The sequence below is a fragment of the Prauserella shujinwangii genome, assembly GCF_003001955.1.
GTDB classification, from domain to species: Bacteria; Actinomycetota; Actinomycetes; order Mycobacteriales; family Pseudonocardiaceae; genus Qaidamihabitans; species Qaidamihabitans shujinwangii.
The window spans coordinates 487,341-513,220 of record NZ_PVNH01000004.1 but is presented as its reverse complement, the minus strand read 5'-3'; the positions used below and the strand labels follow the sequence as shown (position 1 = coordinate 513,220).

24 protein-coding genes and 1 tRNA gene are annotated in these 25,880 nt (G+C 71.6%); 7 read left to right on the top strand and 18 right to left on the bottom strand.

Features of this window, described 5'->3' with window-relative positions; genetic code table 11:
* Nucleotides 1-156: 156 nt before the first annotated feature.
* The 13 genes from B0I33_RS12240 to B0I33_RS12190 all read right to left on the bottom strand — a co-directional run bounded on the left by B0I33_RS12240 (nucleotide 157) and on the right by B0I33_RS12190 (nucleotide 13,348).
* Nucleotides 157-732, bottom strand: a complete 576-nt coding sequence (locus B0I33_RS12240) for an HK97 family phage prohead protease (RefSeq protein ID WP_106178723.1) — start codon at nucleotides 730-732, stop codon at nucleotides 157-159.
* Complete coding sequence (locus tag B0I33_RS12235) at nucleotides 725-1,039, bottom strand: hypothetical protein (RefSeq protein WP_106178722.1); 315 nt, start codon at nucleotides 1,037-1,039, stop codon at nucleotides 725-727. The genes B0I33_RS12240 and B0I33_RS12235 overlap by 8 nt, the downstream gene beginning before the upstream one ends.
* Entirely contained in the window at nucleotides 1,036-2,256 is a 1,221-nt protein-coding gene (locus tag B0I33_RS12230) for a phage portal protein (RefSeq protein ID WP_106178721.1), read from the bottom strand. Before B0I33_RS12230 ends, B0I33_RS12235 begins: the two co-directional genes overlap by 4 nt.
* Nucleotides 2,256-2,420, bottom strand: a complete 165-nt coding sequence (locus tag B0I33_RS29930; RefSeq protein WP_181193261.1) for a hypothetical protein — start codon at nucleotides 2,418-2,420, stop codon at nucleotides 2,256-2,258. The genes B0I33_RS12230 and B0I33_RS29930 overlap by 1 nt, the downstream gene beginning before the upstream one ends.
* A gap of 10 nt (nucleotides 2,421-2,430) precedes the next feature.
* Complete coding sequence (locus B0I33_RS30695; protein ID WP_106178720.1) at nucleotides 2,431-3,999, bottom strand: terminase large subunit; 1,569 nt, start codon at nucleotides 3,997-3,999, stop codon at nucleotides 2,431-2,433.
* 34 nt (nucleotides 4,000-4,033) lie between these two features.
* Complete coding sequence (locus B0I33_RS12220; protein ID WP_106178719.1) at nucleotides 4,034-4,432, bottom strand: terminase small subunit; 399 nt, start codon at nucleotides 4,430-4,432, stop codon at nucleotides 4,034-4,036.
* A 1,006-nt stretch (nucleotides 4,433-5,438) separates the two neighbouring features.
* Complete coding sequence (locus tag B0I33_RS12215; RefSeq protein ID WP_106178718.1) at nucleotides 5,439-7,124, bottom strand: AAA family ATPase; 1,686 nt, start codon at nucleotides 7,122-7,124, stop codon at nucleotides 5,439-5,441.
* On the bottom strand, nucleotides 7,121-7,486 hold the full coding sequence (locus B0I33_RS12210; RefSeq protein WP_106178717.1) for a hypothetical protein: 366 nt from the start codon (nucleotides 7,484-7,486) through the stop codon (nucleotides 7,121-7,123). Before B0I33_RS12210 ends, B0I33_RS12215 begins: the two co-directional genes overlap by 4 nt.
* Nucleotides 7,487-7,546: 60 nt before the next feature.
* Entirely contained in the window at nucleotides 7,547-7,825 is a 279-nt protein-coding gene (locus B0I33_RS12205) for a hypothetical protein (protein ID WP_106178716.1), read from the bottom strand.
* Entirely contained in the window at nucleotides 7,825-7,986 is a 162-nt protein-coding gene (locus B0I33_RS29925) for a hypothetical protein (protein WP_181193260.1), read from the bottom strand. The genes B0I33_RS12205 and B0I33_RS29925 overlap by 1 nt, the downstream gene beginning before the upstream one ends.
* 306 nt (nucleotides 7,987-8,292) lie before the next feature.
* Nucleotides 8,293-9,771 carry a recombinase family protein gene (locus tag B0I33_RS12200; protein ID WP_106178715.1) on the bottom strand — a complete coding sequence of 493 codons (1,479 nt, stop codon included), beginning with the start codon at nucleotides 9,769-9,771 and terminating at the stop codon, nucleotides 8,293-8,295.
* Between the two features lie 325 nt (nucleotides 9,772-10,096).
* On the bottom strand, nucleotides 10,097-12,034 hold the full coding sequence (locus tag B0I33_RS12195; RefSeq protein ID WP_106178936.1) for a bifunctional copper resistance protein CopD/cytochrome c oxidase assembly protein: 1,938 nt from the start codon (nucleotides 12,032-12,034) through the stop codon (nucleotides 10,097-10,099).
* 120 nt (nucleotides 12,035-12,154) lie between these two features.
* Nucleotides 12,155-13,348, bottom strand: a complete 1,194-nt coding sequence (locus tag B0I33_RS12190) for an MFS transporter (protein WP_106178935.1) — start codon at nucleotides 13,346-13,348, stop codon at nucleotides 12,155-12,157.
* Between the two features lie 92 nt (nucleotides 13,349-13,440).
* On the opposite strand from B0I33_RS12190, the gene B0I33_RS12185 reads away from it, so the two are divergent.
* From B0I33_RS12185 to B0I33_RS12170, 4 genes are all read left to right on the top strand, one after another.
* Nucleotides 13,441-14,523 (top strand): LacI family DNA-binding transcriptional regulator, encoded by a 1,083-nt coding sequence (locus tag B0I33_RS12185; RefSeq protein WP_106178714.1) that lies wholly within the window; start codon nucleotides 13,441-13,443, stop codon nucleotides 14,521-14,523.
* A gap of 176 nt (nucleotides 14,524-14,699) precedes the next feature.
* Nucleotides 14,700-15,104, top strand: coding sequence for a peptidase inhibitor family I36 protein (locus B0I33_RS12180; protein ID WP_106178713.1), 405 nt, complete (start codon nucleotides 14,700-14,702; stop codon nucleotides 15,102-15,104).
* A 191-nt stretch (nucleotides 15,105-15,295) separates the two neighbouring features.
* Nucleotides 15,296-15,369: transfer RNA gene (locus tag B0I33_RS12175), tRNA-Arg, on the top strand.
* Nucleotides 15,370-16,259: 890 nt separating this feature from the next.
* Nucleotides 16,260-17,561, top strand: coding sequence for a cell wall-binding repeat-containing protein (locus tag B0I33_RS12170; RefSeq protein WP_106178712.1), 1,302 nt, complete (start codon nucleotides 16,260-16,262; stop codon nucleotides 17,559-17,561).
* Nucleotides 17,562-17,625: 64 nt separating this feature from the next.
* On the opposite strand, the gene B0I33_RS12165 is transcribed toward B0I33_RS12170, so the two are convergent.
* The gene (locus B0I33_RS12165; protein ID WP_219927181.1) at nucleotides 17,626-19,473 is read right to left on the bottom strand and encodes a sensor histidine kinase; all 1,848 of its coding nucleotides are present in this window, start codon (nucleotides 19,471-19,473) and stop codon (nucleotides 17,626-17,628) included.
* Nucleotides 19,457-20,164: a response regulator transcription factor gene (locus B0I33_RS12160; protein WP_219927180.1), complete on the bottom strand. Its 708-nt coding sequence runs from the start codon at nucleotides 20,162-20,164 to the stop codon at nucleotides 19,457-19,459. The genes B0I33_RS12165 and B0I33_RS12160 overlap by 17 nt, the downstream gene beginning before the upstream one ends.
* A gap of 203 nt (nucleotides 20,165-20,367) precedes the next feature.
* Here B0I33_RS12160 and B0I33_RS12155 point away from each other — a divergent pair, with 203 nt between their 5' ends.
* The 3 genes from B0I33_RS12155 (at nucleotide 20,368) to B0I33_RS12145 (ending at nucleotide 22,502) form a co-directional block, all read left to right on the top strand.
* Nucleotides 20,368-20,766 carry a hypothetical protein gene (locus B0I33_RS12155; RefSeq protein ID WP_106178711.1) on the top strand — a complete coding sequence of 133 codons (399 nt, stop codon included), beginning with the start codon at nucleotides 20,368-20,370 and terminating at the stop codon, nucleotides 20,764-20,766.
* A 61-nt stretch (nucleotides 20,767-20,827) separates the two neighbouring features.
* On the top strand, nucleotides 20,828-21,442 hold the full coding sequence (locus B0I33_RS12150) for a class F sortase (RefSeq protein ID WP_245900617.1): 615 nt from the start codon (nucleotides 20,828-20,830) through the stop codon (nucleotides 21,440-21,442).
* Nucleotides 21,443-21,554: 112 nt separating this feature from the next.
* Entirely contained in the window at nucleotides 21,555-22,502 is a 948-nt protein-coding gene (locus B0I33_RS12145; RefSeq protein ID WP_106178710.1) for a helix-turn-helix transcriptional regulator, read from the top strand.
* A 30-nt stretch (nucleotides 22,503-22,532) separates the two neighbouring features.
* Here B0I33_RS12145 and B0I33_RS12140 read toward each other — a convergent pair whose 3' ends face one another.
* The 3 genes from B0I33_RS12140 to B0I33_RS12130 are packed head-to-tail and all read right to left on the bottom strand — an operon-like array spanning nucleotide 22,533 to nucleotide 25,870.
* Nucleotides 22,533-23,561, bottom strand: coding sequence for a LacI family DNA-binding transcriptional regulator (locus tag B0I33_RS12140; RefSeq protein ID WP_219927179.1), 1,029 nt, complete (start codon nucleotides 23,559-23,561; stop codon nucleotides 22,533-22,535).
* 6 nt (nucleotides 23,562-23,567) lie between these two features.
* On the bottom strand, nucleotides 23,568-24,977 hold the full coding sequence (locus B0I33_RS12135) for a GH1 family beta-glucosidase (RefSeq protein ID WP_106178709.1): 1,410 nt from the start codon (nucleotides 24,975-24,977) through the stop codon (nucleotides 23,568-23,570).
* The gene (locus B0I33_RS12130; protein ID WP_106178708.1) at nucleotides 24,974-25,870 is read right to left on the bottom strand and encodes a carbohydrate ABC transporter permease; all 897 of its coding nucleotides are present in this window, start codon (nucleotides 25,868-25,870) and stop codon (nucleotides 24,974-24,976) included. The genes B0I33_RS12135 and B0I33_RS12130 overlap by 4 nt, the downstream gene beginning before the upstream one ends.
* Between the last annotated feature and the right edge of the window lie 10 nt (nucleotides 25,871-25,880).

Below are 25,880 nucleotides of genomic sequence, written 5' to 3'. Positions count from 1 at the left end.
ATGGCGTTGTCACATCGCTCCGATTGACCGGGGTGTCGGCGTGCACGTGGCGGGGGTGTCGGCTTCCGTGAGAGGCCGGGTGGCCGCCGCGTCCCATTGGCCGGGGTGCCGGTGTCCAGCAACCGCAGTATATCGCGCGGTGGCACGCGTCGGGCGCTACTCCACGCCGGGCAGCGTGGGCAGACCGGCCAGCAGCTGCCGCGCCTGGTCCAGACGCGGCGAGCCGGGCTCGGGCGGGGCGGCGCTGCGCACGCCGGCCACCGCGGCCAGCTCCCCGTAGGCGCCCTCCATCACCACCGCCACCTCCCGCAGCTCCGCGGTGATCCGCTCGGTGACGCCACCGGGTAGCCGCTTGTTCTGCCCCTCGCGGAAGGCCACCGACAGCTCCTCCAGGGCGCCGTCGCGCACCAGCTCCAGGGTCTCCTCCCCGGCCGGGGTCGCCGAGACCCGGAACTCGCCGTAGAGCCCGACCGGGTCGTCGCGCAGCAGCACCGCGCGCCCGATCAGCGTCCCCCCGAGGACCAGGTGCTCACGCGAGAACGGGATCCGCCGGGCGGCCCGGATCTGCGCGTTGAACGCGCCCCGGGCGAACTGCTCGGTCAGGTGCGGGTTGATCCGCTGCGGCACCCCGTAGGGCACGGCGATCCCGGCGATGGTGCGGCCATCGCCGCCCTTGGCGCGGGTCAGGACCTCCAGCTCCGGCGTGAACGCCCGGGTGAACACCTCAGCCACGACGCGCCCCCTTCCTCAGGTCGGGCCGCGTGGCCCAGTGCCCGCCGCACAGCCCCGCGTTGTCCAGGAACTCCGGCACGTCGCACACCGCCAGCCGAGGATCGTGCTCGTGCGCGGTGCACGCCGGGCGCCCGTCACCGCTGCGCCGCGGCACCGACGCCGGTGCGCGCTCGGTGGTGGCCTGCTCCGCCGGGGCCGCGCTGGCCACCGGTGCGGCGCCCTCGGCCGCGTTGGGCTCGGTGGTGGCCTGCGGCTTGGTGGTGGCCTGCGGCTTGGTGGTGGTGCGCTTGCGCGCGCGGGTGGTCATGCTGGCTCGACCTCCGGTACCTCGTCGGGGTGGGGCTTGGGATCACGGTTCGGCAGCGCGCGCCGGTCCAGCTCGGCCTTCTGCTCGTCGGTCAGCGGCGGCCGGTCCTCCAGCTCGCGGACCTCGTCGCGGGTGAGGAACCCGGCGGTGAGGCCGATCTGGTGCGCGCGGTAGCGGCTGAGCGTGTCGGCCCGCAGGATCGCGTCCAGGTTTGCCTTCGCCGTGGTGCCTCGCGGCATGTGCTGCGAGAACGTCTGCTCGAAGCGGGCCAGGTGCCCGCCGAGGGTGAACTTGAGCAGGTTGATGGCCTCCTGCTCGATGTTGGAGTAAGTGCGGCTGGCCTGGTCGGCGCCGAGGAACGACAGCGGCAGCCCGAAGATCAGCGCCAGCTCGTGCAGGCTGAACTTGCGCGCCTCGACCAGCTGCAGCTCCTCCGGGTTCCACGACAGCGGCTCGAACTCGGTCGTGGAGTTCAGCGCGGCCACGGTGCGGTCCCGCTGCGAGCGCAGCCAGCCCTCCTTGGCCTCGCGCAGGTCGCCCTCGGTGGCGTCCGGGTTGGACACCTTCAGCACGCCGGTGGGCACCCCGTGCCGGGAGATGGAAGCGGCCTGCTTAGCCTGCTCCATCGCCAGGTTCAGCGTGCCGTCCAGGTGCGCCTCCAGCACCCCGAACCCGCGCAGCGCCCCGGGCGCGCACGGACCCTTGATGTGCAGCACCTCCCACGGCGCGAACGACAGGCCACCGACCTGGTACTCCACGGTGCCCGGCGGCAGCGGCGCCACCGCGTTGTCGGGCACCCGCCGCACCCCGACCTGCTCGGCCGGGACCGGCACCAGCGCGGTCGGCCAGCCGTCGCGGTTGCGGGCGGCGATCACCCCGACCGCGTTGCCGTGCCACACCAGATCCAGCGCCAGCGACGACATGGTGGTCATGCGGGTGTCCGGGGGCGCGGGCTGCTCCAGCAACAGCGGGGTCGGGTCGAGCTGCTCGATCGGGTTGCCGCCGCGGGACCGGTAGGCGTCCCACGGCACTCCGCCGAGCAGGTCGGAGATCAGCAGCGCGGCCCGCCACGCCCCGGGGATCGTCATCGCCCCCCGGTAGATCGAGCTCGGATAGTTGATCGGGTTGCCGTCGATGACCACCTGGAAGTTCGCCCCGGCCGAGCGGGTCTGCGCCGGGGTCGACGCCTGCCGTGTGAGCAGCCTGCCCAGCCCCATCACCGGCCGCCCTTCATCTCCGCCAGCGTCCCGACGGCCAGCGCGACCGCCCCGGCCGCCAGCAGCGCCCACGCCAACCCGGTCAGCAGATACAGGCCCAGGGCCGCCGAGATGCCCCCGGCGCACTGCGCGGCCACCGGCCACACGGCCGTCGAGTCCTTCACACGCTCCTCCTCACACGACCATCGGCTTCGGCAGCGGCTTCTCCACCGGCAGCGTGCGCAGCACATGCACCGCGCCGGCGGCGGAGTAGGCGGCGTCGACGTGCCCGGCGCCGCGGCGCACGAACCGCCACCCGTCGCCCACCTGGTACTTCTGCGCCCCCGCGATGTGCGCGTCGAGCAGCGGGTCCTCCGGGTGCAGGATCCGGCGAGCCGCGACGAGATCGGCGAAGCCCTGGCACGCCTCGTTCGCCTCGGCGCCCTTGATCTCCACCGCGCCCAGGGCGCGCAGCTCCGGAGCCAGCGCGGCGGCCGGGCCCGACGGGAACCACGCCACCGCCGCCGGAGCCACGCGCGCCAGCAGCTCCCCCAGCTCGGTGCGCGCCGTGTCGGTGTCATTCCACGCGGCCACCGGCTCCACCCGGTAGCGGCCGTCCGGGGTCTCGGCCGCCGCGGTGAGCGTGACGTGCCCACCGTCCGGCGCCACATCCACACACGCGATGACCCGGTCACGCAGACCATCCATCGTGCCGACCGGGTCGCCGCCCGCCTTCCACCCGGCCAGGTCGATCGCACCGTTGAGCTGGTCCACCTTCTGGCACAGCACCTCGGTGCGGAACACCTCCGGCGGGTCCGTGCCCAGCGCCGAGCGGATCGCCGCCACCGACACCGTGTGCCCCAGCGCCGGGTTGGCCTGCGCCCACGCCCGCTCGTCATCCAGCTCGCAGCCCTCGGCCGCGGACCACTCGGCCAGAAAGATCGACGCGTCCCGCGCCTCCCCCATCAGCGACACACCGTCGCTGCCCAGCTGTACCCCGGCCGCCGAGCGCAGATGGTTGAGCACCACCGACTGTTCGTCCCCGGCATTGGACAGGCACCAGATCTGCCCGCTCGCGCGCGCGGTGGTGGTCTTCGACAGCGCCGACCACGCCGCCCAATCCCGCTGCTCACGCACCTCGTCCATCGTCAGGTGATCCACGCTCAAGCCACGCCCCGCCGAGCGGGTGCTCGCCTTGATCAGATACCGGCCCCCGCCGAACAGCCGCAGCCCCTCCTTGCCGTTGGCGGTGAGGTACTGATCCTTCTCCTCCGCCAGCTCCGGCACCGCGTCGATCGTCTCGTTCGCGGCCTCCAGCACCTCCCGCGCGATCGAGAGATCCTGCGCCGCACCCAGCACCAGCCGCGCCCCGTCGACATACAGCCGCCACAACGCCAACGTCTTCGACAGATGCGTCTTGCCGTTCTGCCGCGCCACCAGCGCCAGCACCGTCCGGAACCGGAACGTCCCATCCGGCAGCAGCTCCAGCGCATGCACCACCAGCCACTCCTGCCACGGCAACAGCGGCTCACCCAGCACATCCCGCGCGAAGTCGACCACCTCGAAACCGCGGGTGGTCTTGCGCGTCAACCGCCGCAACGGCGGCGTGAACAACCGCGGCGCCGTGCACCCGATCAGCCGCTTCGCCCGCGGGCGACCATCCCGCGGGCGCCGCTGCCCGTCCGCGCGCCGCTTGGCCCACTCGGCCGGGCGCCGCTCCCGCAGATGCCCCTCGCAGTAGCCGTAGGCGAACTTCGGCTCCACGCAAGCCTTCAGCCGACACTCACCGCCACCGCGTTCAGCCGGCGCGGTTCGCGCGGAGCGCGGCGAGCTTGCTTGCCGTGCCACGCGACGCACCCCCCTTGCCACGCGCCGCCCGCGCCTTCGGCGAGGCACCCAGCGCATCGAGCGCCGCCAGCAGCTTCGGACCCAGGCTCTCCATCGCCGACCGCGCACCCAGCTTCGCCTTCAGCGCCGCCACCAGCTCCGCCGTGTCCGGGTCCTCCCCCACCTCCCGCAACACCTTCTCCGCCTGTGCCGCCGCAGCCGACGCCCCGTCGATCTCCCGGGCGTAGCGCTCCGCCAGCTTGGACACCGCCGCGTCCTCCGGCTGCAACTCCAGACTCTCCAGCGTCTCCGCGACCGCGGGCGCCAGCAGCCGCTCCGCCGACTGCAGCCCACCCGACTCCCGCGCCACGCAAACCTCCGAACGGTATACCTATCCCGGTACAACAATACCGCTCGACACCGACACCACCACGCACCCGCGACCGCCGACACACCCCTGGGGAGAGAGAAACACAAGGGCGCGGATGTCCAGAGCGATCACGGCCCGTGAAAAACGAGGCTGGGTAACGGGTGGCCATGTCAGCCGATTCAGTACAACGTGACGACGGACGACGACGCTCCATTGGAAGACCGCCATGACCTATGGCACCCACCGTCTCCGTCGAGGAGCGAGCACGTTATGGGGATCGGCCGAGCCGCAGCGGCTCTGTTGATGATGCTAGGGACGGCTGCACTCTGGATCCTGGGCGCCTTCGTCCTGCTGTTCATCGTGATCGCCACGTTCCACTTCGTCCCAGAACTGTTCTCCCCCGACCCCGGGAACGAGGGCCCGCGGTGCTTCCGCTGTTGACGGTGGCGCGCGTACGTCACCACCGTGTTCGTGGCTGTGGCTGCGGGTCGTGTCGTCGAGGGTCACCGGCACGCTTGTTACACGGTCCACACGCCGCGATGAGGTGGTCGGGGTCGTCACCGCTGACCTCCCGTCCCCGGGTGTGATGGGCTTCAGTGGCCACGGTGGTGCAGCCGTCGAGCTTGAGTTGGCAGCGGTGGCCGTCACGGGCGAGCACCAGAGCGCGGACCTTGCGCCACGCCCTGCTACTGCCCTTCTTCCATGCGGTGCTCATGTATCTGCCGTCTCGTCCGGTTTCGCCTGTTCTCACTGCCCGGCTCAGCCCAGCTTCCTTGACGGCGGGAGCTGTGCAGGTTGTCGTTTCGCTGCCACCAGCCCCAGCCCGTTCTGTCTGGTTTCGCGTGTTCTCAGGCTCAGCCTTCGCCTTCCTGTCTTCCCTTGTCTCGCGTCTCACGACCGGCTCACCTCCTATAGTCGGTGAGCCGGTGAGACGTGATCTTGAACCGTGAACGAGACGTGATCGAGACGTGAGACGCGTAGGGCCTGACCTGTAGTTTCTCGCGTCTCATGATCGAATCTCTTGGTGAGTCACGAGTGAGCCGTAACCCTCTATTTGATCTTGGTCTCGTGAGACGTGAGACGTGATCTTGAGACTCCCCTCGACAGGCCGCTGACCTGCGTAAACGCCAGGAAAGTCGAGCGGTTCGATCGAACGGGGCTGCTTCTCCTCAACAACCTCGTAGCCGAGCGCTTGGCTACGCGTACTGAGCGGCACGCCGCGCAGGTACTTCGCCGTTCGCCACAGCTTGAGGTACCGCTGCAACGTCGACTTCGGGATGTCGAGGCCCTCCAGCATCGTGCTGACGGCCATCGGCTCGCCGTAGTCCCGGATCATCTCGACGACCTTGCTGTACAGGTCCGGATCGTCCTTCGGGTTCTCCGGTCCGTGGACACCGACCTGCTGCAGCGTGCGTATCCGCGACGAGAAGTCTGGCCCCAACGAGAGCCGGTCGTGATCGGCTTCATAGGTGAGTTCGGCCTTCTTCGTGTCGACCTCACGGCCGAAGGTCCAGAACATCCGCGGCGAGGCGTCAGCCTTGTCCTTGCGGGCCAGGAACCACTCGGCGTCCGGCCAGTCCCGGATACGCGAGTCACCGCGGCTGCGAGCCTCTCCGGGTTGGTCGGCGTGCCCGGCATGGTGCACCACGAGCAACTCGGTCACACCGCTCTCCGCCTTGAGCGCGTCGAGCGGACCAGAGAGCCGGCCGAAGTCACGGTTCTCGTCGAGGCCGAGCGCATCCATCAGCGGCCGGAGACAGTCCAGGACGAGCACCTGTACGTTGGCCGCCCGGAGCTGGGTCGCTAGTTGGGCTCGGATCTGCGGATTGAGCAGATTCAGCGAGGCGACATTGCCGCGGAAGTGGCGTACGGTGAGCCAATCCGTGTGCATCACCCCCTGACGCCGGAGCCACCGCCGGTACTGCTTCGGGCTCATTTCGAGATCCCAGACCTCGACACAGCCACGCAACGGTGTCACGGCGTAGCGACCCAGGAACGGTTGCCCATCGACGAGCGACCGCACCACATTGAGCACAGTCGTCGTCTTCCCGGCTTTACGCTGGGCGGCGAGCACGATGTTGCCTTCCGCCGGCCACAGCTGGTCGATGAGGTAAACCTCCTCGTCGTCCGGTTGCGCCAGCAACTGAGTGCCCGTCAGTGCGGCAGGCGGCGCGACGGTTGCCTGTGCCTCGGCAGCATCTGCTCGGCGGCGACCCTCCCGCCGGGCCAGTTCCTTGGTCTTCTCGGCCTCGGCCGTGCGCTCGAACATGAGTCGCCCGTACTCGGCTGCAGTCGGCACCGGCATGCCGTTGGCGCTCACAGCGATGATCGGACTCCTGCGCCCTGCGGCGATCGCCTTCGCGACCGGGCGCACGAGCCCCAGATCGTCGAGCGCGGTGGCGCTACCCCAGACCTCTTCGATCACCTCATGCGCAAGCGCGGTATCCGGACGCGAGGAGTCGTGGAGCCAGCGACCGTAGAAGTGCGCCGCTGGCACGAGTGCCTCAGCAATGCCCTGCGTGTGGTCCAACTCCTGCAGATGGAGCTTGTGCCGCTCCCACTCTGCATCGAGTGCGTCCTGAGACCAGGTTTCAATACCGGTCGTCGTACCCGTGTTAGACTTCGAGTTAGCTTGAGACTCTTGGAGAGCCGCCCCGTTTTCCGCGGGGCGGCTCTGCTGTGTAGCGCTCACCGCGCGCCGTCCTCGACGCTCCAGAGGTGCAACTCCTGCCTGTGACTCCGCTCGTGGAGCGCGAGCCTTCGGGCACGGTTGTTGTACGCCGCGACGCAGGCGTCCCGGGCAGCGACCCTGCGGAATGCTCGATCCCAGTCCAGCAGGTCAGCGGGTTTGGCGAGCTCGTACGTGACCCCCTGTGCGGCCTCGTCGGGGCTGGTGTACAGGGTCAGCGCTTTGCGCTGCAAGTTCAGCACGGCGCCGTGGCCCGGACGAAGCCAGTCCCGGAGTCGGTTGACGTGGTCAGTCACGATGCCCTCCGTGCGGTTCGTGAGGTCGCAATGGGTCTGGTGCGGGTAGCAGTCGCCGAAGACGATCACGCTGCTCCGGCGCCAGCGGTGGGGCTTCGCCGAGCCGGGCGGCCAGCCACTTCTCGCGGCTCATGACATGACCTCGTCGGCTTCGCGGGACTGGATAAGCAGGCGCCGGTAATCCAACCTGCGCACACTGCATCGAAGACCCCGTCGCGCCGCCGCGCGGTGTGCATGCGGCGTGAACTGATGGATCGGGACGAAGAAATCCTCGTCGAGCCGAAGCTCCCAGATTCGGCCGTCCAACCACTGATCCCAGTCGTACAAGCCCCGACGGCCACACTCGGACCCCTGGTCGTAGTACACGCGTTCGGGCAGTTCGGTGAGATCGTCGCGACGGCGGGCCATCAGAGCCACATCCCAGCGAGAGTGGCCGCCACAACAACCAGCATGCCCGCAATGCAGATCGCCACGGTAGAAACGAGCTGGGCACGCCGTCGTTCGGCACGCAAGGCGCGAAGTTCGGCCGCAAGCCTGGCCGCTTCGGGAGTGATCCTGTCGTCGAACACAGAAGTCTCCAGGTCTGCGTTTCGACCTGGTCACCCGCGGTAGGTGCGGCCTGGCGTGTCGTGCTCCGGTACTCGACCGTGACGACACGGCGTAGGGTTCCTGGCTCCGTCTTGCACGGCTCCGCTCAGGATCCGGCCCTACGCTCCGGGGTTCTGGTCCGAGAATGTGCTCGGGCCTTCGGTATCAGCCATGGTACTGTGCCATTCCACGAATGCCAAACGGAACGGTATCCGGTTCCCTTGATACGTAACCGTTTTGGTTAATCCACAGTGACCGTTAGGCCAGTTCGGCGACGAGGCCGCGGGTCAGGAAATTCTCTTCCAGACGGCCCGCGTGCGCTCGTGAGCCGGCACGTTGCGCCCCCCTGCCCGGTCCACAGTGATCGTGAGAAGCTCCCGCACGACCTCACGCCGCGCGACCATCGTGGCGACTTCCCAACGCTCCCGCACGTCGGCTCGCGGACCGCCGAGCAGGTTCCGCACGGCCGGGGGTGTCTGCACCTCGTGGAGACGCTCACGGGCGCGCTCGATGTCCCGCAGGGCAGTGGGCTCGGCGGCGCTAAATGCGCCCGGAGACATCCGCTTGGCAGTCAGCTCCGCCACCAGCTCCCGGTGGAACGCCTCGGCTTCGGCCAGCTCGTTGCGGGCGGTCTGCAACTCTCCATCGTTCCCGGTCGCGGCGAGCGCTTCCCAGGCGTCTGACTTCGCAAGCCTCGCGATGAGAAGGTCGGTGATCAGCGCGTCGAGGTCGGCCTGGCCGACGCGGACATGCCCGGCGTCGCGGCAGAAATACCAGGCGCCGGGGCGCTCCTTCTTGCCCCGGCTGTAGGTCACCGACAACGGTCCGTCGCAGGCTGCGCACCGCGCGATCATCGACAGGAGGTGCTTGTGCCGCCCGGGGCGCATAGTCCTGCGCGAGGGGTCAGTCAGAATGCCCTGGACCTCGTAGAAGCGCTCCGGAGTGACGATCGGCGGCCACACGGCATCTACGAGGGTCGCCTTGCCCCGCTGGCCGCCACCGCGCCGCCCCGCGATGTGTACCCGCTTCCCGGCGTAGACCACGTTCCGCGCCTGCCTGCGTACGGCCTCGGGGGTCCACTCTCCGCCGCCCGGCGCCGGATACCCCTCCTCGTTGAGGGCTCGGGCGATCTGCCGGAGCGACTGCAACGCGGCGATCTCGTCGAAGATCCTCCGAATGACCGTCGCCTCGGGTTCGTGCGGGACCTGTCCGACCAGGACACGCTTGCCGTTCGCCGCGACGGTGTAGTGCCTCCTGTAGCCGTACGGACAGCGCGCATGCGGTAGACCAGCGGCGGCGCTCGTCGCCGTCGTGCGCCGAACCTGCTCCGAGATCTCGGCCGCAGCCAGTTCGCTCTTGACCGCATCCTGAAGAAGGTCGGCCCGGTCGTGGGCGTTACGGGGGTCGAGCAGGCGCCGCCGCGCGTGTACCCAGACCGTTTTCCGGCGCTCGGTCAGGAGGTCCACCAGGGTGAGCCACTCGCCGACCTGGCGCGAGCCCCGAGAACTGTTCCAGAGACCGAGCACATGTCCGGGAAACCGGTCCGCCCTGAGGTCGGCGATCAGCTTGTCGAAGTTGCCGCGCGGCTTGCCCGCGAATTTCGAGGCACTGCCCACGTCGCGGTAGATCTCCTCGGAGAGCCGCCAGCGATTCTCCTGCGCGTCCTGGCTCATGTCGGTGAGCTGGTCCTCCGGTGACCGCTCACGGCCACTGGAGTCCTTCGAGACCCGCAGGTACAGGACCAGTTCTAGCGGCTCGTCGACCATTCGGCTACGGTAACACCAATAGGTGCTTACTAACGACCGTCAGCACCGTCTCACCGATAGCCATCGCGTTCACCCTCCGCCTGTGTTCGTTCGTCGATTCGCTCACCGGGCCCTGTGCGCAAGGCTGCACCGGTCCGGCCGGTGGCGGGGGCGTCGGCGGAAATCTGTGGACAACCGGCCCTGCTGTGCACAACCCGGTCCGGTGGGCGGCCGTCACCGGAGAACTGTCGGCGGGCCGTGCTAGAGCCCGCGCGACGCACGCCGCGGAGCGCGGCATGCGGAGACGGGAGCGTGGCACTCGCGGTCCCGAGCGGGGACTCGCGGGCTACTCGGGGTGTTTGGCGCCGCCCTGCTCGGCCATCTGCTTGAGCATCGCGTTGTACGCGGCGAGCTCCTGGTCGCCGGTGGCCGCCTCGCGGCGGTCCTTGCGCCGCGCCTCCCGCTCGTCGGCCCGCGCCCACTGCATCAGCAACGCCACCATCACCACGATCACGGGCAGCTCCCCGCCCGCCCACGCGATCCCGCCGCCGAGCCGCTGGTCGGCGAGCAGGTCCCCGGTCCACGGCAGGTCGAGCCCGCGATAGAACGCACCGCCGAGCACGGTCTGCATGTTCATCAGGATCACGCCGAAGAACGCGTGGAACGGCACCGACGCGAACACCAGCCCCAGCCTGCCGATCGGCGGCAGCCGCCGCGGCGAAGGATCGATCCCGATCACGGGCCAGTAGAAGACGTACCCGGCGAGCAGGAAGTGCGCGTTCATCGCCAGGTGCGCCCAGTGATAGTTCAGCGCGCTGTCGAACAGGCCGGAGAAGTACAGGGCGTAGAAGGACCCGACGAACAGGCCGAGCGCGATCACCGGGTGGGTGAGCAGCCGCGCCACCGGGGAGTGCACGAGGGCGAGCAGCCATTCCCGGGGGCCGGGAGGCGCGTCCTTGCCCGCTGTCGGCAGCGCGCGCAGGGCCAGCGTCACGGGGCCACCGAGTACCAGCAGCACCGGCGCCACCATCGACAGCAGCATGTGGTTGACCATGTGCACGCTGAACATCGCGGGCGAGTAGCGGCCCAGCCCGGACGATGTCGCGAGCAGCACGACGAGACAGCCCAGCAGCCACGCGACGGTCCGTCCCGCGGGCCAGGGGTCACCCCGGCGCCGCAGCGCCCGGACCCCGAGCAGGTAGAGCCCGGCCAGCGCCAGCGCGGCCGTGCCGTAGATCAGGTCGAACCGCCAGTCGGTGAGCAGCCGCCACAGGGTCGGCGGACCGTGCAGCACGTACCCGATGAGCAGCTCGGTGTTGGACGGCTCGGTGTAGATCTCCTGCGGCGGCGGGGTGCGCGACAAGGCGGTCGCGATCCCGATCGTCACGAACATGACGAGCACCTCGACCCCGGCCAGGCGCATCAGCTGGCCCCCGCCCGCGCCGTCGACGAGGTCGCGGATGCTCCGCCTGCGCTGCTGGTGGCCGAACACGCCGAGCACCAGCAGCGCGACCACCTTCGCGAGGACGAGCAGCCCGTAGTCGGTGGTCAGCAGGCGCTCGGGCGACACCCGGACGAGGGCGTTGATCACACCGGAGACGGCCATGACGACCCAGCAGGCGAGGGCGAGCGCGGAGAACCGGGTGGCCGCGAGCGTGAGGTGGCCACCGCGCCGCCTGCCCAGCGCCAGCAGGGCGACCAGTCCGCCGACCCACAGCGCGGCGGCGACCAGGTGGTAGATGAGGCTGTTGGTGGCCAGGTCGTGCGAGCCGCCGCTGGCGGAGTGACCGGTGGCCGCGATCGGCAGCAGCCCGCCGACGGCGAGGAAGAACAGGGCCGTCGTCCAGCCCCACGACAGCACGAGCCGGCAGCCGAGCGCGAGACCGATCGCGATGAACGCGGTGAGCAGCCAGGCCTTCGGCTGTTCGATGGCCTCCACGAAGTTGAGCAGCACGCGCGGCTGGAGCACCTCGCGCACCGGCCTGCCCGCGCCGTCGGCCGCGGTGAAGAACACCGACGCGATCGCGAAGACGAACCAGAACCAGGCCGCGGTACCCGCCGTGCGCACGGCCGCGTAGCCGTCGGCGGACAGCGTGCCGGAGCGCTGCGGTGGCACGAGGAAGGCCGCGAGCAGCAGCGAGCCGATGCAGACCACGGCGGAGGCGTCGGCGGCGACCCGGACGACGGAGATCCCGTAGCGGGTCACGACGCCGGGATCGGTCAGTCCCGCGATGACGTACGTGGCACCACCCGTGAGCGCGGCCAGCGCGACCGCCACGAGCATCGCGAGCGGCACGGCCACCGCGAGCAGCGGCGCCGCGCCGGCGGGACGGCGCGCCACACCGGCCGGTGCGGAGTCTTCGGAGGGCACGTGACGAGCGTAGGCGTCCCGCGGGGACCGCGGTCAGCGGACCACGCTCCGCTCGACCACGGCGCGCTCGCGCGCCAGTGACCTGGCGGCGGCGATGGCGGCGGGTGCGATGACGCCCGCGACCACGCCCACCACGACGAACGACGCGGACAGCGACGTCAGATGCGCGATCCCGCCGATGGCGGGCGGACCGGCGAGGAAGCCCGTGTAGGCGATGGCCGTGACGAACGCGACCTCCCGCTCGCCCCCGGTGCCGTCGGCCCGCCTGCCCGCCTCCCCCGCCAGGCTGAGCGCGACGGGAAACGACGCCGCGAGTCCCGCGCCCGCGAGGACGAAGCCCGCGTAGCTGACCGCGGGGACACCGACCAGGGCGGCGCCCACCAGACCCGCACTCGCGCAGGCGGCGCCCACGGCGAGCAGCCGCGCCGGGCCGAGCCTGCGCTGCGCCCACGACCCGCCGAGCCGGGCGAAGCCCATGGCGAGCGAGAACGCGGAGTAGGCCAGCGCGGCGGCGGCCTCTCCGGCGTGCTGCTCGCTGACCAGCAGCAGGGCCGACCAGTCCGAGCTCGCGCCCTCGGCCACCGCCGAGCACAGCGCGATCGCCGCCAGCAGCCACAGCGCCGGGCGCCGGATCGGCACCGCCCTGACGGTCGGCGGCGACGCCGCGGCCCGCCGGTCGCGGGGAGCGACACCGGGCAGGGCCCGCACGACGGTCGCCACGAGAGCGATGCCCGCGGTCCCGGCGACGGCGAAGTGCAGCAGCGGGGACCAGCCTCCGGCGGCGGCGAGCGCGGCGGCGCCGGAACCGGCGAGCGCGCCGAAGCTGAACCCGGCGTGGAAGACCGGCATGATCGGCCGCGCCAGCCTGCGCTCCACCGCCACGCCCGCGATGTTCATCGCGACGTCGAACACACCCGAGGCCATGCCGAGCAGCAACAGGGCGGCGGTGAACCACGGCAGGGACGGCGCGGCGCCCAGGGCGGGCAGCCCGGCGGCGATGGCGATGGCCGAGCCCGCGATGACGGCACGCGGGCCGAACCGCTCGATCACCCGGCCGGACACGGCCGCGGACAGCAGCATCCCGACGCTCCCGCCGAGCAGGGCGAGGCCGAGCAGTCCGGGTCCGGCGCCGATCTGCTCGCTCAGCGCGGGCGTGCGGGGCGCCCACGAACCCAGCACCGCACCGTTCAGCGCGAACACCAGGATCACGGCCCACCGCTGCGACACCACGCCGCCCCTCCCTTCCCCAGGCACCGGACCAGGATGACTTAAGCGCTTCAGAAGGCGCAACGTGTTTTCCGCGGTTCTAGACTTCTCGGGTGAGCAGCGCGCGCAGGCGCCAGCCGACCCTGGACGACGTCGCCGCGGCCGTCGGGGTGTCGCGGGCGACCGTGTCGAACGCGTACAACCGGCCCGACCAGCTGTCCGCGCGGCTGCGCGAGGAGGTGCTGCGTGCGGCCCGCACGCTCGGCTACGCCGGGCCGGACCCCGTCGCCAGGAGCCTGGCGACCAAACGGTCGGGCGCGGTCGCGTTCATGCTGGACACCGGGGTGTCGGCGGCGTTCTCCGATCCCGCGCTGTCGATCACGCTCGACGCCCTCGCCACCACGGTGGACAGGGAGGGCCATGCCCTGCTCCTGCTGCCCGGCGGGGAGGCGGGCGGGCCACCCGCCCACCGGGTGCTCACCGCGCAGGCCGACCTCGCCGTCGCGTACTCGCTGGCCGACGGCGCGCCCGCGCTGCGCGCCGTGCGCGACCGCGGCCTGCCGCTCGTGGTGATCGACCAGCCGGTCGTGCCCGGTTCCGCACGCGTGGGCACGGACGACCGGGGCGGCGCGTCAGCCGCCGCACGGCACCTCGTCGGGCTGGGCCACCGCCGGTTCGCCATTCTCGCGGCGCAGTGCCTCTCCGAGCCGAGGGGCGGGCCGATGTCCGTCGAGCAGGCGGCCACCAGCCACTTCCTCGACAACCGGGAGCGGCTCGCCGGCTACGTGGACACGCTGGCGGCCGCGGGAGTCTCCGCGCGGACCGTGCCGGTCTGGGAGACGTCGGGCACCGCGCGGGAGCAGGCGGTGGCCGCGGCGGGCGCGCTGCTGGACGCCGAGCCCAGGCCCACGGCGCTGCTGTGCATGTCGGACGAACTGGCGCTGGCCGCGCTCACGGCCGCGCGCTCCCGCGGGCTCGCCGTTCCGGGCGACGTCTCGGTGGTCGGGTTCGACGACACCCCTCCGGCGCGCTGGGCCGATCCCCCGCTCACCACCGTCCGGCAGGACCTCGAACGCAAGGGACGGCTGGCCGGGGAACTGACGCTGCGGCTGCTGGCCGGGGAGGCTCCTCCCCCACCGGTGACGCTCGACGTCGAACTCGTGGTGCGCGGGTCGAGCGGCCCAGCACCCGGCTAGCACCCGGTCCTTCCCCGCGCAACCACATCCACGAAAACTGTGGACAAGCCCCGTCCCGGGACCGGTTGTCCACAGCTCGCGCATTCCGCGCTGACAGTTCCCTCCCGATTCGCCACCGTGGAGCCACGACATTCCACGGCGGCGAGAAATCGCCAGAAGAGGGGGAGATCAGCATCATGTACCGCACCGACCGCGCATTCCGATCCCGGCTTTCCCGGGTGCTGCTACTCGCGACCGTCGGCCTGCTGGGCGGAGCCGGTGCCGCACAAGCGGAACCGGCCGGGGCCGGTGGGCAACCACCGGAGTTCGCCTGCGCGAAAGGCGAGTTCTGCACGTGGAACGAGGAGTTCTACAACAGTTCGATTACACGTTTCGACCTCCGTAACACCAATCCGGGTGAGTGCGTGCCGCTGCCCGACGGCGCCGAGGGACACTCCTTCGCCAACCGGATCGACCGGCACGTGACGGTGTACCAGGACGTGCACTGCGCCACCGAAGGAGACTTCAGCACCTACCCCGGGCCAGGAACTTTCGTGCCACAGGCCCAGTTCGTGGTGCGTGCGATCCAGATCTGGGACTGAGCCCGGCGCGGGCGTGCCGCCGGCCGGCGGCACGCCCGCGGCCCCCAGATCCGGGCCGGGAAGTGTGACGCACACCCCACTGAGCCGGGTGAGAACGAGGTGAAACGAAAACGCGGCGTCCGACGATCACGGGGGTAGCGGTGACTAAGCTGGTCCGTGGATAGGCGCGGGACCAGCAGCGGTCAGCGCGGGCCCTCGTAGCTCAGCTGGATAGAGCAAGAGCCTTCTAATCTCTAGGTCGCAGGTTCGAGTCCTGCCGGGGGCACGTAACCCCTGGTCGCGGCGTCGACCAGGGGTTTCTCGGAACGTCTTCGGCCACTCGGCCTGCGCCCGTGACGCTCATGACCAAGAGACAGTCCGCGATCTCTCGTGTGGTGCGCCCGCGTCACCGACTACTCCGGTCACGTCAAGCGGTGTGCGGCCCCGGACGGACGCACGACTGCTGACGGAAGGAGACAGCATTCCGATTCCACATCGATGCCGTGTCGTTTTCCCGTCTTGATGACCCAGCCTGGAGGGGACAGTTCGTCTTCGGCACGGCCCGATCCGGCATCAAGGCCTTTTCCGTCGGCAACCAAGCCCGGAGAGGAGACCCGCCCTGTCCACCGGATCCCGCCACACCGTGTCCGGAAAGGTGTGGAAACCCCGAGCGCATCGCTGATTTCGCGAGCGGCGACGGCTTGTTCCTCGCGCACCCGCGCCGGCTGGCCGATTCCGCTGTGGCGCCGGCAATGCTCGGAGCCGGGCCGTTCCGCACTCGGCAGCAGAGGCCGCGGTCACGATACCTGACCCCGGCCCATCACGGTCCACTTCGGATCCGACGGCGCCGACCTGCCCGTGCGTGGTGGGCTCCGGCCGGTGGACGCACATGCCGCCTATCCACCGTGTTGCCGATCACATCACGGCGATCCGGCAATGCCGTGGGCGCTGGCACGACGCTGTGGTCCCCTACCACCGCACGGACTACGGCTCTTCCCTCGCGCGGGCTCCAACGCCGCCCCGAAACCGGCCGGCGACCCGACGCCGGCCCATGCCGGTTTGCCGGAAAGGTCTGGTCTCCCGGGGGGTTGTCGTGCAGACTGTCCCCGGCGTCGCGGGCGAGTGGTCGGGGCTGTGCGAGCCGCCCGCAAGTTCTGTTCTGGGGAAGGAAGTTTCGTGCACGTCACACTCAAGCGGCGCGTCCACACGCGCTCCGCGAGATCCTTCGGCGCGGTCGTGCTGGCCGCCGCCACCGTGCTCGGCGGTCTCGCCGGGGGCACGGCCGCGGCGGACCAGGCCGACCAGACCGACCGGGCGGAGCTCAGCAAGGCTCAGCGCGTCGACGCGGCGCCTGGTATCCATGCGCACGCCACGCGGGTCAACGCACAGAAGCCGGACCAGCGGACCATGGCCGCGGGGCCGGAGGGCTGCATCACCACCAAGTCCTCCGCCGAGGGCGATGTACTGCGGTTCCGGTACGCCGGGCAGAACCGGTACACCACCGCTGTCTGCACCTCCTACGGCACGTGGTGGGACCACGACGAGCCCGGGGAGGAGCTGCTGAAGGCCGACGCCGTCGTGCTCGCCAGGGGTGACAACTTCCCGGACGCGCTGGCCGGCGGCCCGCTGGCCGCGTACGTCAACGGCCCTCTCCTGCTGAACAGCCCCGACCGGCTGCTGCCGGAGGTGAAGGCCGAGATCCAGCGGGTGCTGGCCCCCGGCGGAAAGGTCTTCCTGCTCGGCGGCACCGGATCGCTGTCCGCGGGCGTCAGGTCCGCGATCACCGCGATGGGCTACCAGACCGAGCGGATCGCGGGGGCCAACCGGTTCGAGACGGCGATCAGGATCGCCGAGCGGATGCCGACGACGAACCTGTTCTTCGTCACCACCGGCATGAACTTCCCCGACGCGCTGGCGGCGGGCGAGTACGCGGCCCAGTACACCTACTACGCCACCCACGCTCCCGATCTCACGGATCGCAGGCCGATCGCCCTGCTGTTCACCAACGACGGCAGGATGCCCGCCACCACCGCACAGTTCGCCGACGCCCGCGCCAGCGAGCACGACAGGTCGCTGCTCATGATGACCGCGGGCGGGGCCGCCGATCGCGCGGTCAGGGCTACGTTCCCCCCGGCGGTGATCGAGTCCTTCGTCGGCGCGAACCGGTTCGAGACCGCCGCCGTCATCGCCCGGCGGCTGTACACCGATCCCAGCAGCGGCGAGCTTCTCGCCTGGGGGGCCGGCCTGGCGAACGGGATGAACTTCCCGGACGCACTGGGTGGCACCGGCCTGCTGATGACCTATGGTGACCCGCTGCTGCTGACCCGGGCGACGACGCTGGACGCCCCGACGCGCCAGTTCCTGCAGAACCACCAGCGGCCGAGCAGCCCTGACGACCCGGCCTTCCTCCACGTGTTCGGCGGTACCGCCGTCGTCTCCGCCGGTGTCGCCGACGCGGCCCTGAACGCGTTCGACTGAGTCCCAGGTCAGTGCTGGCCAGTGAAGGCCACCTTGCGTGCGTCCAACGCACCCAAGGTGGCCTTCACCGCGTCTGACGCGACCCAGGGAGGTGGAGGGTGAAGGTGGTGCCGACGCCGACGGTGCTGCGCACCTCGATCCGGCCGCCGTGCGCGTCCACCAGGTGATGGGTGATCGCCAGGCCCAGGCCGCTGCCACCGCCGCCGCGGCTGCGGGACTTCTCGGCGCGCCAGAACCGGTCGAAGACGTGCGGCAGCGACGCCTCGTCGATCCCGGATCCGGTGTCCGCCACGCCGACCAGTACCTCGTCGGCCACGCGCCGCGCCCACAGCGTCACCCGGCCACCGGACGGCGTGTGCCGCAGCGCGTTCGACACGAGGTTGCCGAGCGCCTGGCGCAGCCGTGTCGGGTCGGCGCAGAGGTCGGGTTCGCCGTCGACGAGCACGGTCAGGTCGACGCCGTCCGCCTCCGCCCGGCCGCGGTGCGCCGCCGCGACCTGCTCCAGGATCGCCCCGATGTCCACCGGTTCCCTGTGCACGCGCAGCTTCCCGGCGTCGGCGAGGGCGAGGTCCTGCAGATCGTCGATGAGGTGCTGCAACAGCAGCGTCTCCTCCAGCAGCGACGCCACCAGCGGCTGGTCCAGCGTGGCGACGCCGTCCTGAGCGGCTTCCAGCCAGCCGCGGACGTTCACCAGGGGTGTGCGCAGTTCGTGCGCCACATCGCTGACCAGCGTCTTCCGCTGTCGTTCGGTGCGCTCGATCTGGGCCGACATCGTGTTGAACGCCGCCGCCAGCTCGCCGATCTCGCCACGCGCGGCGGTTTCCACCCTGGCCGACCGGTCGCCGTCGCCGACCTTCCGCGCCGCGGCGGTGATCGCGTCGATGGGGCGCACGAGCCGGCCCGCGGCGAGCGCGGTCACGCCGACCGTGAGCACCAGTACCGCTGCCGCCGTCCACACGATCCGGGACACGCCCACGGTGGACAGGTCGACGGTGGCGAGGTTCTCACCGGGCTTGGTGATGAACAGCTGCGCGGGTCCCGACACGAACGAGGCGAGCTGCTCCCGGCGCCCCGAGTCCACGCAACGCTTGGCTTCGGATCCGGCGCGCAGCTCGTCCGGCGAGATGATCTCGGTCGCGTCGGTGTTCAGCGGGCCGAGACCCTGCCGCTCCAGGCACGCGTTGATCAGGCCGAGCAGCTCGGCGGTCGCCGCACGCTCGGTGTCCGTGGGCTGTTCCGGCCCGGAGCACACCGTCCGCGGGGAGGGCGCCACGGGCTCGGCCACGGGCGAAGCGGCCGGAGCGGCGGGCGCCTGCGTGGGCTCCTCCCGCGGCGCGGCCGTCGTGTCGGGAGCCGAGGAGCCGGTGATCGGTTCGACCACCGACCGGCCGTTGGGCCGCTCGACGATCTCGCCGTCCTCGCCGTAGGCGCGCAGGCACTCCAGCCGCCGTTGCGCGGCCCGGCGCAGGTCGGCCCGCTCGGCGCCGGTCAGCCGGTACGGACCCACCGCGCGGGGATCGATGCCCGACACGGCCGCTTCGGGCTTGAGCACCACGTCCACGGCGAGCGGGTCGACCACCGCGGACGGGGTCCGCGGCAACGGCGGGTCCTGCGGGCCGCCGGAGTCGGCGATCGGGGCCCGCGACGTGGTCGTCAGCGTGACACGGCGGCCGGTCTGCGCGGCCAGGTCGTCCACCAGCCGCTGGACTCCCGCCCACCGCGCGTGCGTGGCCGCGTAGCCGAGCAGCGAGTCGTAGATCTTCGCGTCGGCGGCCAGGCTCTCGCCGAGCTCCCGGTTGATCGCGCCGCTGGTGCTCTGCGCGGCCAGCCACGCCGTCGCTCCGATGGAGCAACCGGCCACCAGCGCCGACATCGCCAGCAGCCGGGTGAGCAGGCTATGCCGGCGTGCCATCGGCGACGGTGTCCTGGAGCTTGTAACCCACCCCGTAGACGGTGAGCAGGCGCAGCGGCCGCCGCGGGTCGGGCTCGAGCTTGCGGCGCAGGTTCATCACGTGCACGTCGACGGTGCGCTCGGTGATGAACTTGTCGGTGCCGAAGGCCTGGTTGAGCAGCTGGCCCCGCGTGAAGACGCGGCCGGGTTCGGCAGCCAGCACCGCGAGCAGCCGGAACTCCGCGGGCGTGCAGTCCAGCGGCGTCCCGCCGAGCGTGACCTCGTGCCGTTGCGGGTCCAGGACGAGGTCCCCGGCCCGCAGCGGATCCTCCCCGCGCTCCCGCGCACGGCGCGACCGGCGCAGGATCGCGCGGACGCGGGCGGCGAGCTGCCGCGGGCTGTAGGGCTTGGTGACGTAGTCGTCGGCGCCGAGGTCGAGCCCCAGCAGCACGTCGTCCTCGGTCGTCCGGGCGGTGAGCAGCACGATCGGGACGTCCGACTCGGCGCGCAGGACGCGGCACACGTCGAGCCCGTCGACCTTGGGCATCATCACATCGAGCACGACGAGATCGGGTCTGCGCCGCCGCGCCTCGTCGATCGCCGCTCGCCCGTCGTGCACGACCACCACCCGGTGGTCGTCGTGCTCCAGATAGCGCCGGATCAGCTCGGCTTGCTTGGGATCGTCCTCCGCGACCAGTACCTGCGCCTTCACCTCGCGCATTATCGCCGGTCGCCGCCCGCCGGGTGCCGCCGCCACGGGATCCGGCCGGATCCTGAACAGGATCTTCACCTCTCGCGCCGCCGCGAGCCGAACAACTTCTTCACATTCGCCAGACAGGATCTTGAAACGGCCGCCCCATGCTGGTGTTCGTCCTTGGTTGCGAAGGGCGAACACCGAACGAAAGGACTCCCATCGTGAAGCTTGGTCGAACGTGCGCGGCAGCCGTCCTGCTGGGCGCGGCGACACTACCGCTGACGGCCGCGACCGGCTGGGCCGACGGGCAGGACGACGCCCCGGCACCCTCCGCGACGCAGCCTGCCCCGCGGGCCACGCCCGCGCAGGAGCCGAGGGAGGCCGAGCCCGCCCCCGAGGCGGCGCCCGCCCCCGAGGCGACCCAGGCACCCGCGGCGGCGAGCGCTCCGCCCCCGCGCGCCCAGGTGTCGCCGCGGCCCGTCGGCGCACCGGAAACCGGTGGCGGGCCGGCGGAGCCGGGCATCGACCCGGCGATGCTCGGCGGGGCCGCCGCGGCGTTCGCCGTCGCGGGCGGCGGGGCCGTGCTGGTGCTGCGCCGTCGCCGGGCGGGCGAGAGCTGAGGCACCGCACGTGCACGTGCGTCGCCGCGCACGGGGGAACCGGGGAGGCCACCGATCGCTCGTGGCCTCCCTGGCCCTCGTGGCCCTGGCGCTGTCCGGCTGCACCGCGACCGGTGAGCAGATCGACCGGGGCGCGATGACCCCGGCGACCTCAGCGGCGGACCGGCCCGCCCCGCCGGGCTCCGGGACGGCGTCGGCACTTCCCCGGTCGGTGCCGGCGTGGGTGGCCGTGCCGCGGATCGGGGCCCGCTCGTCGCTGGTGCCGCTGGGGCTCAACCCGGACCGGACCATCGCCGTGCCGCCGGTGCACGAGCCGATGCAGGCCGGCTGGTACCGGTACGGCCCCACGCCCGGGGAGAAGGGCCCCGCGGTGGTGCTCGGGCACGTCGACGGCGACGGGCGGGAGGGCATCTTCGCGCGGCTGCGCGAGCTCCGGCCGGGCGACGAGATCCGCGTCGGCAGGCAGGACGGGCGGATCGCCCGGTTCGTCGTCGAGCACATGGCACAGGTTCCGAAGACGCGGTTCCCCGCCGAGGACGTGTACGGCGACACGGCCGGGCCCGAGCTGAGGCTGATCACGTGCGGCGGCGCGTTCGACAGCGACGCCGACAGCTACCGCGACAACGTCATCGCCTTCGCCACGTTCACCGGCGTGGCACCCTCCCCCGCCGGGTGAGATCGCGGCGGACCGCGCTGCTCGGCGCGGGCGGGCGGAAGAACTCCCGGGTGACGCCGGGAAGGAAGGCGAGAGGGCGGTTCTCGTCCTAGGTGAGCGGCAGACTGGTGCCATGCTCGAAACCTCCGCGCGGCTGCTGCGCCTGCTGTCGCTCCTGCAGACCCCGCGCACGTGGACCGGCGCCGACCTCGCCGACCGCCTCGGAGTCGACGTGCGCACGGTACGCCGCGACATCGACAAGCTGCGGGCACTCGGGTATCCGGTCGACGCGAACCCCGGTGTGCCGGGCTACCGGCTCGGCGCGGGCGCGACGCTGCCACCGCTGCTGCTCGACGACGACGAGGCCATCGCCGTGGCCGTCGGGCTGCGCACGGCGGCCGGCGGCACGGTGGCCGGTATCGAGGAGGCGTCCCTGCGTGCCCTCACCAAGCTGGAGCAGGTGCTGCCTGCCCGGCTGCGGCACCGCGTCACGATGCTGCACGCGCACACGGTGACCGTGGCGGACGCCGGGCCCGCGGTGGACCCGGAGACGCTGACCGCGGTCGCGGCGGCCTGCCGCGACCGGCACCAGCTCCGGTTCGACTACCGCACGCACGACGGGACGACGGCGCTCCGCCGGGCCGAGCCGCACCGGCTGGTCCACGCGGGCAGGCGGTGGTACCTGGTCGGGTGGGACGTCGACCGCGCGGACTGGCGGACCTACCGCGTCGACCGGCTGCGGCCGAGGATCCCGACCGGGCCCCGCTTCACCGTCCGCGACGCACCGGAAGACCTGGCGGGATTCCTCGTGCACGGGGTGTCCACCGCGCCCTATCGCTACCAGGCACGCGTCACCGTGGAGGCGCCCGCCGCCGCGGTCGCCGAGCGCGTCCCGGCCACGGCGGGCACCGTCGAGGCGACCGGACCCCGGTCCTGCGTGCTGCGCGCCGGCTCGAACTCGCTCGACGAGATCGCCCTCTACGTCGGCCTGCTGGGCGCCCCGTTCCGCGTACACGAGCCGGTGGAGCTGGCGGACCGGCTCCGCGAGCTCGGCTCCCGGCTGCTCGACGCCGCCGGGTGAGCACGCCACCGCGCCGCGCGGCCGTGGCGGCTACGCCGAGTCGCGCCGCACGAGCTGGGTGGGCAGCACCACCGGGTCCCCGCCGGGCTCCCCGCTGATCTGGGTGAGCAGCAGTTCGGTCATCAGCCGGGCCTGGTGGATCACCGGCTGGTGCACGGTGGTCAGCGCCGGCTCGGTGTGCCGGGCGAGGTCGATGTCGTCGAACCCGACGACGGCGACGTCGTCCGGCACCCGCCTGCCCGAAGCCCGCAGCACGCGCAGCGCCCCGGCCGCCATCAGGTCGTTGGCCGCGAACACCCCGTCGAGGTCGGGATGCCGGTCGAGCAGGGTGGTCATCGCGAGCTCCCCGGACTCGTGGGTGAACTCGCCGTGCACGACACGGTCCGCGGTCAGCCCGGCTTCGGTGAGTGCCCGCCCGAACCCGTCGAGCCGGTCGGCGGCCGCGGTCATGTCCGCCGGGCCCGCGATGGTCGCGATCCGCTTCCTTCCGGCGCCGAGCAGGTGCTCGGTGGCCAGCTGTGCCCCGCCCAGGTTGTCGACGTCCACATAGCACAGCCCAGGGATGCGCCGGGGCGGGCGGCCACCCACCACCGTCGGCACGCCCGCGGCCAGCAGCATGCCCGGCAGCGGATCGTCGCCGTGCATGGACGCCAGCAGGACGCCGTCCACGTGCCCGCCGCGCACGTAGTCGGCGACTCGCTCGTGCTCGTCGTCGTTGCGGGCGTTCACCAGCACCAGCTGCACCCCGGTGCCGATGAGCTCGTCGCTGGTGGCGACGATGATGTTCGCCAGGTACGGGTCGGCGAGCACGGTCGCGTTCGGTTCCCGGATCACCAGCGCGACCGAATCGGTCCGCCGCCGCACCAGGGTGCGGGCCGCCCGGTTCGGCACGTAGCCGACCCGGGCGATGGCGTCCTGGACCGCGCGCTTGACCTCCGGCGACACCCGGGGTGAGCCGTTGATCACGCGGGACGCCGTGGCCCTCGACACCCCGGCCTCGGCGGCCACCGTGTCCAGCGTCGGCTGCCGCCGGACCAGCTCCGCCTGCCCTTCCGTCACCGTCGGTCAAGCCCTTCCTGGCGCGTCCCGAACCGGGTCCGGGTCGATGCCGTTCGTCCTGATCACTTCCCGGTACCAGTGTGCGCTGTGCTTCCAGCTGCGGCGCTGGGTCGGGTAGTCCACGTGCACGATGCCGAAGCGCTTCGAATAACCGAAGGCCCACTCGAAGTTGTCCAGCAGCGACCACACGAAGTATCCACGAAGGTCGACGCCGGACTCGATCGCCTCGTGGGCGACGGCGAGATGGTCCCGCAGGTAGCCGATGCGGTCGGTGTCCGCGACGCCGCCGTCGGGACCAGGCACATCGTCGAACGCCGCGCCGTTCTCGGTGATCACCAGCGGCATGTCCGGGTACTCCTTGTGCAGGCGCGACAACAGGGTGCGCAGGCCGTCCGGCTCGATGTTCCAGCCCATGGCGGTGACCGGCCCCGGCCGCTCGCGGAGCCGGACGTGTTCCGAGCCGGGCCACGCCGAGGGGTGCCCGGGGGGTGCGCCCTCCCCGCCCCCGTCGACGACGAGGGGCGCGTAGTAGTTGATGCCCAGCAGGTCGATCGGTGCCGGGATGATCCGCTCGTCGCCGGGACGCACGAACGACCAGTCCGTGACCGGCGCGGTGTCCCGCAGCACGTCGGCGGGGTAGCTTCCGTGCAGCACCGGGTCGAGGAACAACCGGTGCGCCAGCCCGTCCACCCGCCGCGCGGCGTCGGCTGCCCCGTCGGTGGCGTCCGCCGGGCGCACCGGGGACAGGTTCAGCGCCAGTGCGATCTCCGCGCCGGAGGGCAGCGCCGAGCGCAGCGCGCCCGCGCCGAGCCCGTGCGCGAGCAGCAGGTGGTGGGCGGCGCGCAGGGCCAGCGCGCCGTCGGCCCTGCCGGGGGCGTGCGTCCCGGCGGCGTAGCCGAGGAACGCCGAGCACCACGGCTCGTTCAACGTCGTCCACAGTGGAACGCGGTCACCGAGCCGCCCGGCGACGACGGCCGCGTAGCCGGCGAACCGCTCGGCGGTCTCCCGCGCTCCCCACCCGCCGGCGTCCTCCAGCCGTTGTGGCAGATCCCAGTGGTACAGGGTGAGTACCGGGGTGATGCCGTGGGCGGCCAGCTCGTCGACCAGCCGGTCGTAGTGGTCGAGGCCGCGCTCGTTGACCACACCGTCCCCGTCCGGCTGGATGCGCGGCCAGGACACGGAGAACCGGTACGCGGCGAGGCCGAGGTCGGCCATCAAGGCGACGTCCTCGCGGAACCGGTGGTAGTGGTCGGTCGCCACGTCCCCGGTGTCGCCGTGGAGCACCTTCCCCGGGGTGTGGGCGAAAGTGTCCCAGATGGACAACCCGCGCCCGTCCGCACGCGCCGCGCCCTCGATCTGGTAGGCGGCCGTGCCCGCGCCCCAGACGAAGCCTTCCGGGAACACCAGCCGGGTCATCCCTTCACCGCGCCCTGCATGATTCCTCCAATGATGTGTCGGCCGAGCAACAGGAAAACGATCAGCATCGGGAAGGTGGCGATCACCGTGCCGGCGAGCACCAGCGAGTAGTCGACCTCGATCCCGCTCGCGGTGTTCGCGATGGCGACCTGCACCGTCGGGTTCTGGGCGTTGAGCAGGATGAGCGGCCAGAAGAGGTCGTTCCAGTACATGATGAAGGTCAGCAGGCCCAGCACGGCCGCACCCGGCCGGGCGATGGGCAGCACGATGCTCCGGTAGATCCGGAACGTGCTCGCGCCGTCGGCCCGTCCCGCCTCGATCAGCTCGCCGGGAATCGCCGAGGTCAGGTACTGCCGCATGAAGAACACGCCGAACGCGCTGACCAGGGTCGGCACGATCACGCCACGCAGGTCGTTGGCCCAGCCGAACCACTGCGTGACCATGATGTACAGCGGGATGATCGACAGCTGCGGCGGCACGAGCATCGTCGCCACGACGAGTGTGAACAGCCCGTTGCGCCCGCGGAAGTCCAGCTTGGCGAAGGCGAAACCGGCCAGTGTCGAGGTGAACACGACCGACACGGTGATCGTGCCGGCCACGATGACGGAGTTCGTCAGCGCCGTGCCGAAGTTGCCCTGCTCGAACGCGGCCGCGAGGTTGTCCCACAGGTTGCCGCCCGGCACCAGGGGTGGCGGGTACCTGCCGATCGCGGACTGGTCGCGGGACGAGACCACGATGGACCAGTAGAGCGGGAACACGGAGAACAGCACGACGGCGGCCAGCGCGGAGTAGGTGAGCCACCCGGCGCGGCCGGCACCCCGGGTGCGCCGCCGGACCGGCGCCGGACGATCCCCGCGGACCACGGGCTCCGGTGGCGACTGGGTGATGGTCATGGTCGTCCTC

Bases quoted from the DNA above. Each gene is read 5' to 3' on its own strand.
- B0I33_RS12235 (WP_106178722.1), bottom strand. From the start codon at position 1,039: ATGACCACCCGCGCGCGCAAGCGCACCACCACCAAGCCGCAGGCCACC.
- B0I33_RS12230 (WP_106178721.1), bottom strand. From the start codon at position 2,256: ATGGGGCTGGGCAGGCTGCTCACACGGCAGGCGTCGACCCCGGCGCAG.
- B0I33_RS12205 (WP_106178716.1), bottom strand. From the start codon at position 7,825: ATGGCCCGCCGTCGCGACGATCTCACCGAACTGCCCGAACGCGTGTAC.
- B0I33_RS12200 (WP_106178715.1), bottom strand. From the start codon at position 9,771: ATGGTCGACGAGCCGCTAGAACTGGTCCTGTACCTGCGGGTCTCGAAG.
- B0I33_RS12195 (WP_106178936.1), bottom strand. From the start codon at position 12,034: ATGCTCGTGGCGGTCGCGCTGGCCGCGCTCACGGGTGGTGCCACGTAC.
- B0I33_RS12180 (WP_106178713.1), top strand. From the start codon at position 14,700: ATGTACCGCACCGACCGCGCATTCCGATCCCGGCTTTCCCGGGTGCTG.
- B0I33_RS12165 (WP_219927181.1), bottom strand. From the start codon at position 19,473: ATGGCACGCCGGCATAGCCTGCTCACCCGGCTGCTGGCGATGTCGGCG.
- B0I33_RS12145 (WP_106178710.1), top strand. From the start codon at position 21,555: ATGCTCGAAACCTCCGCGCGGCTGCTGCGCCTGCTGTCGCTCCTGCAG.
- B0I33_RS12135 (WP_106178709.1), bottom strand. From the start codon at position 24,977: ATGACCCGGCTGGTGTTCCCGGAAGGCTTCGTCTGGGGCGCGGGCACG.
- B0I33_RS12130 (WP_106178708.1), bottom strand. From the start codon at position 25,870: ATGACCATCACCCAGTCGCCACCGGAGCCCGTGGTCCGCGGGGATCGT.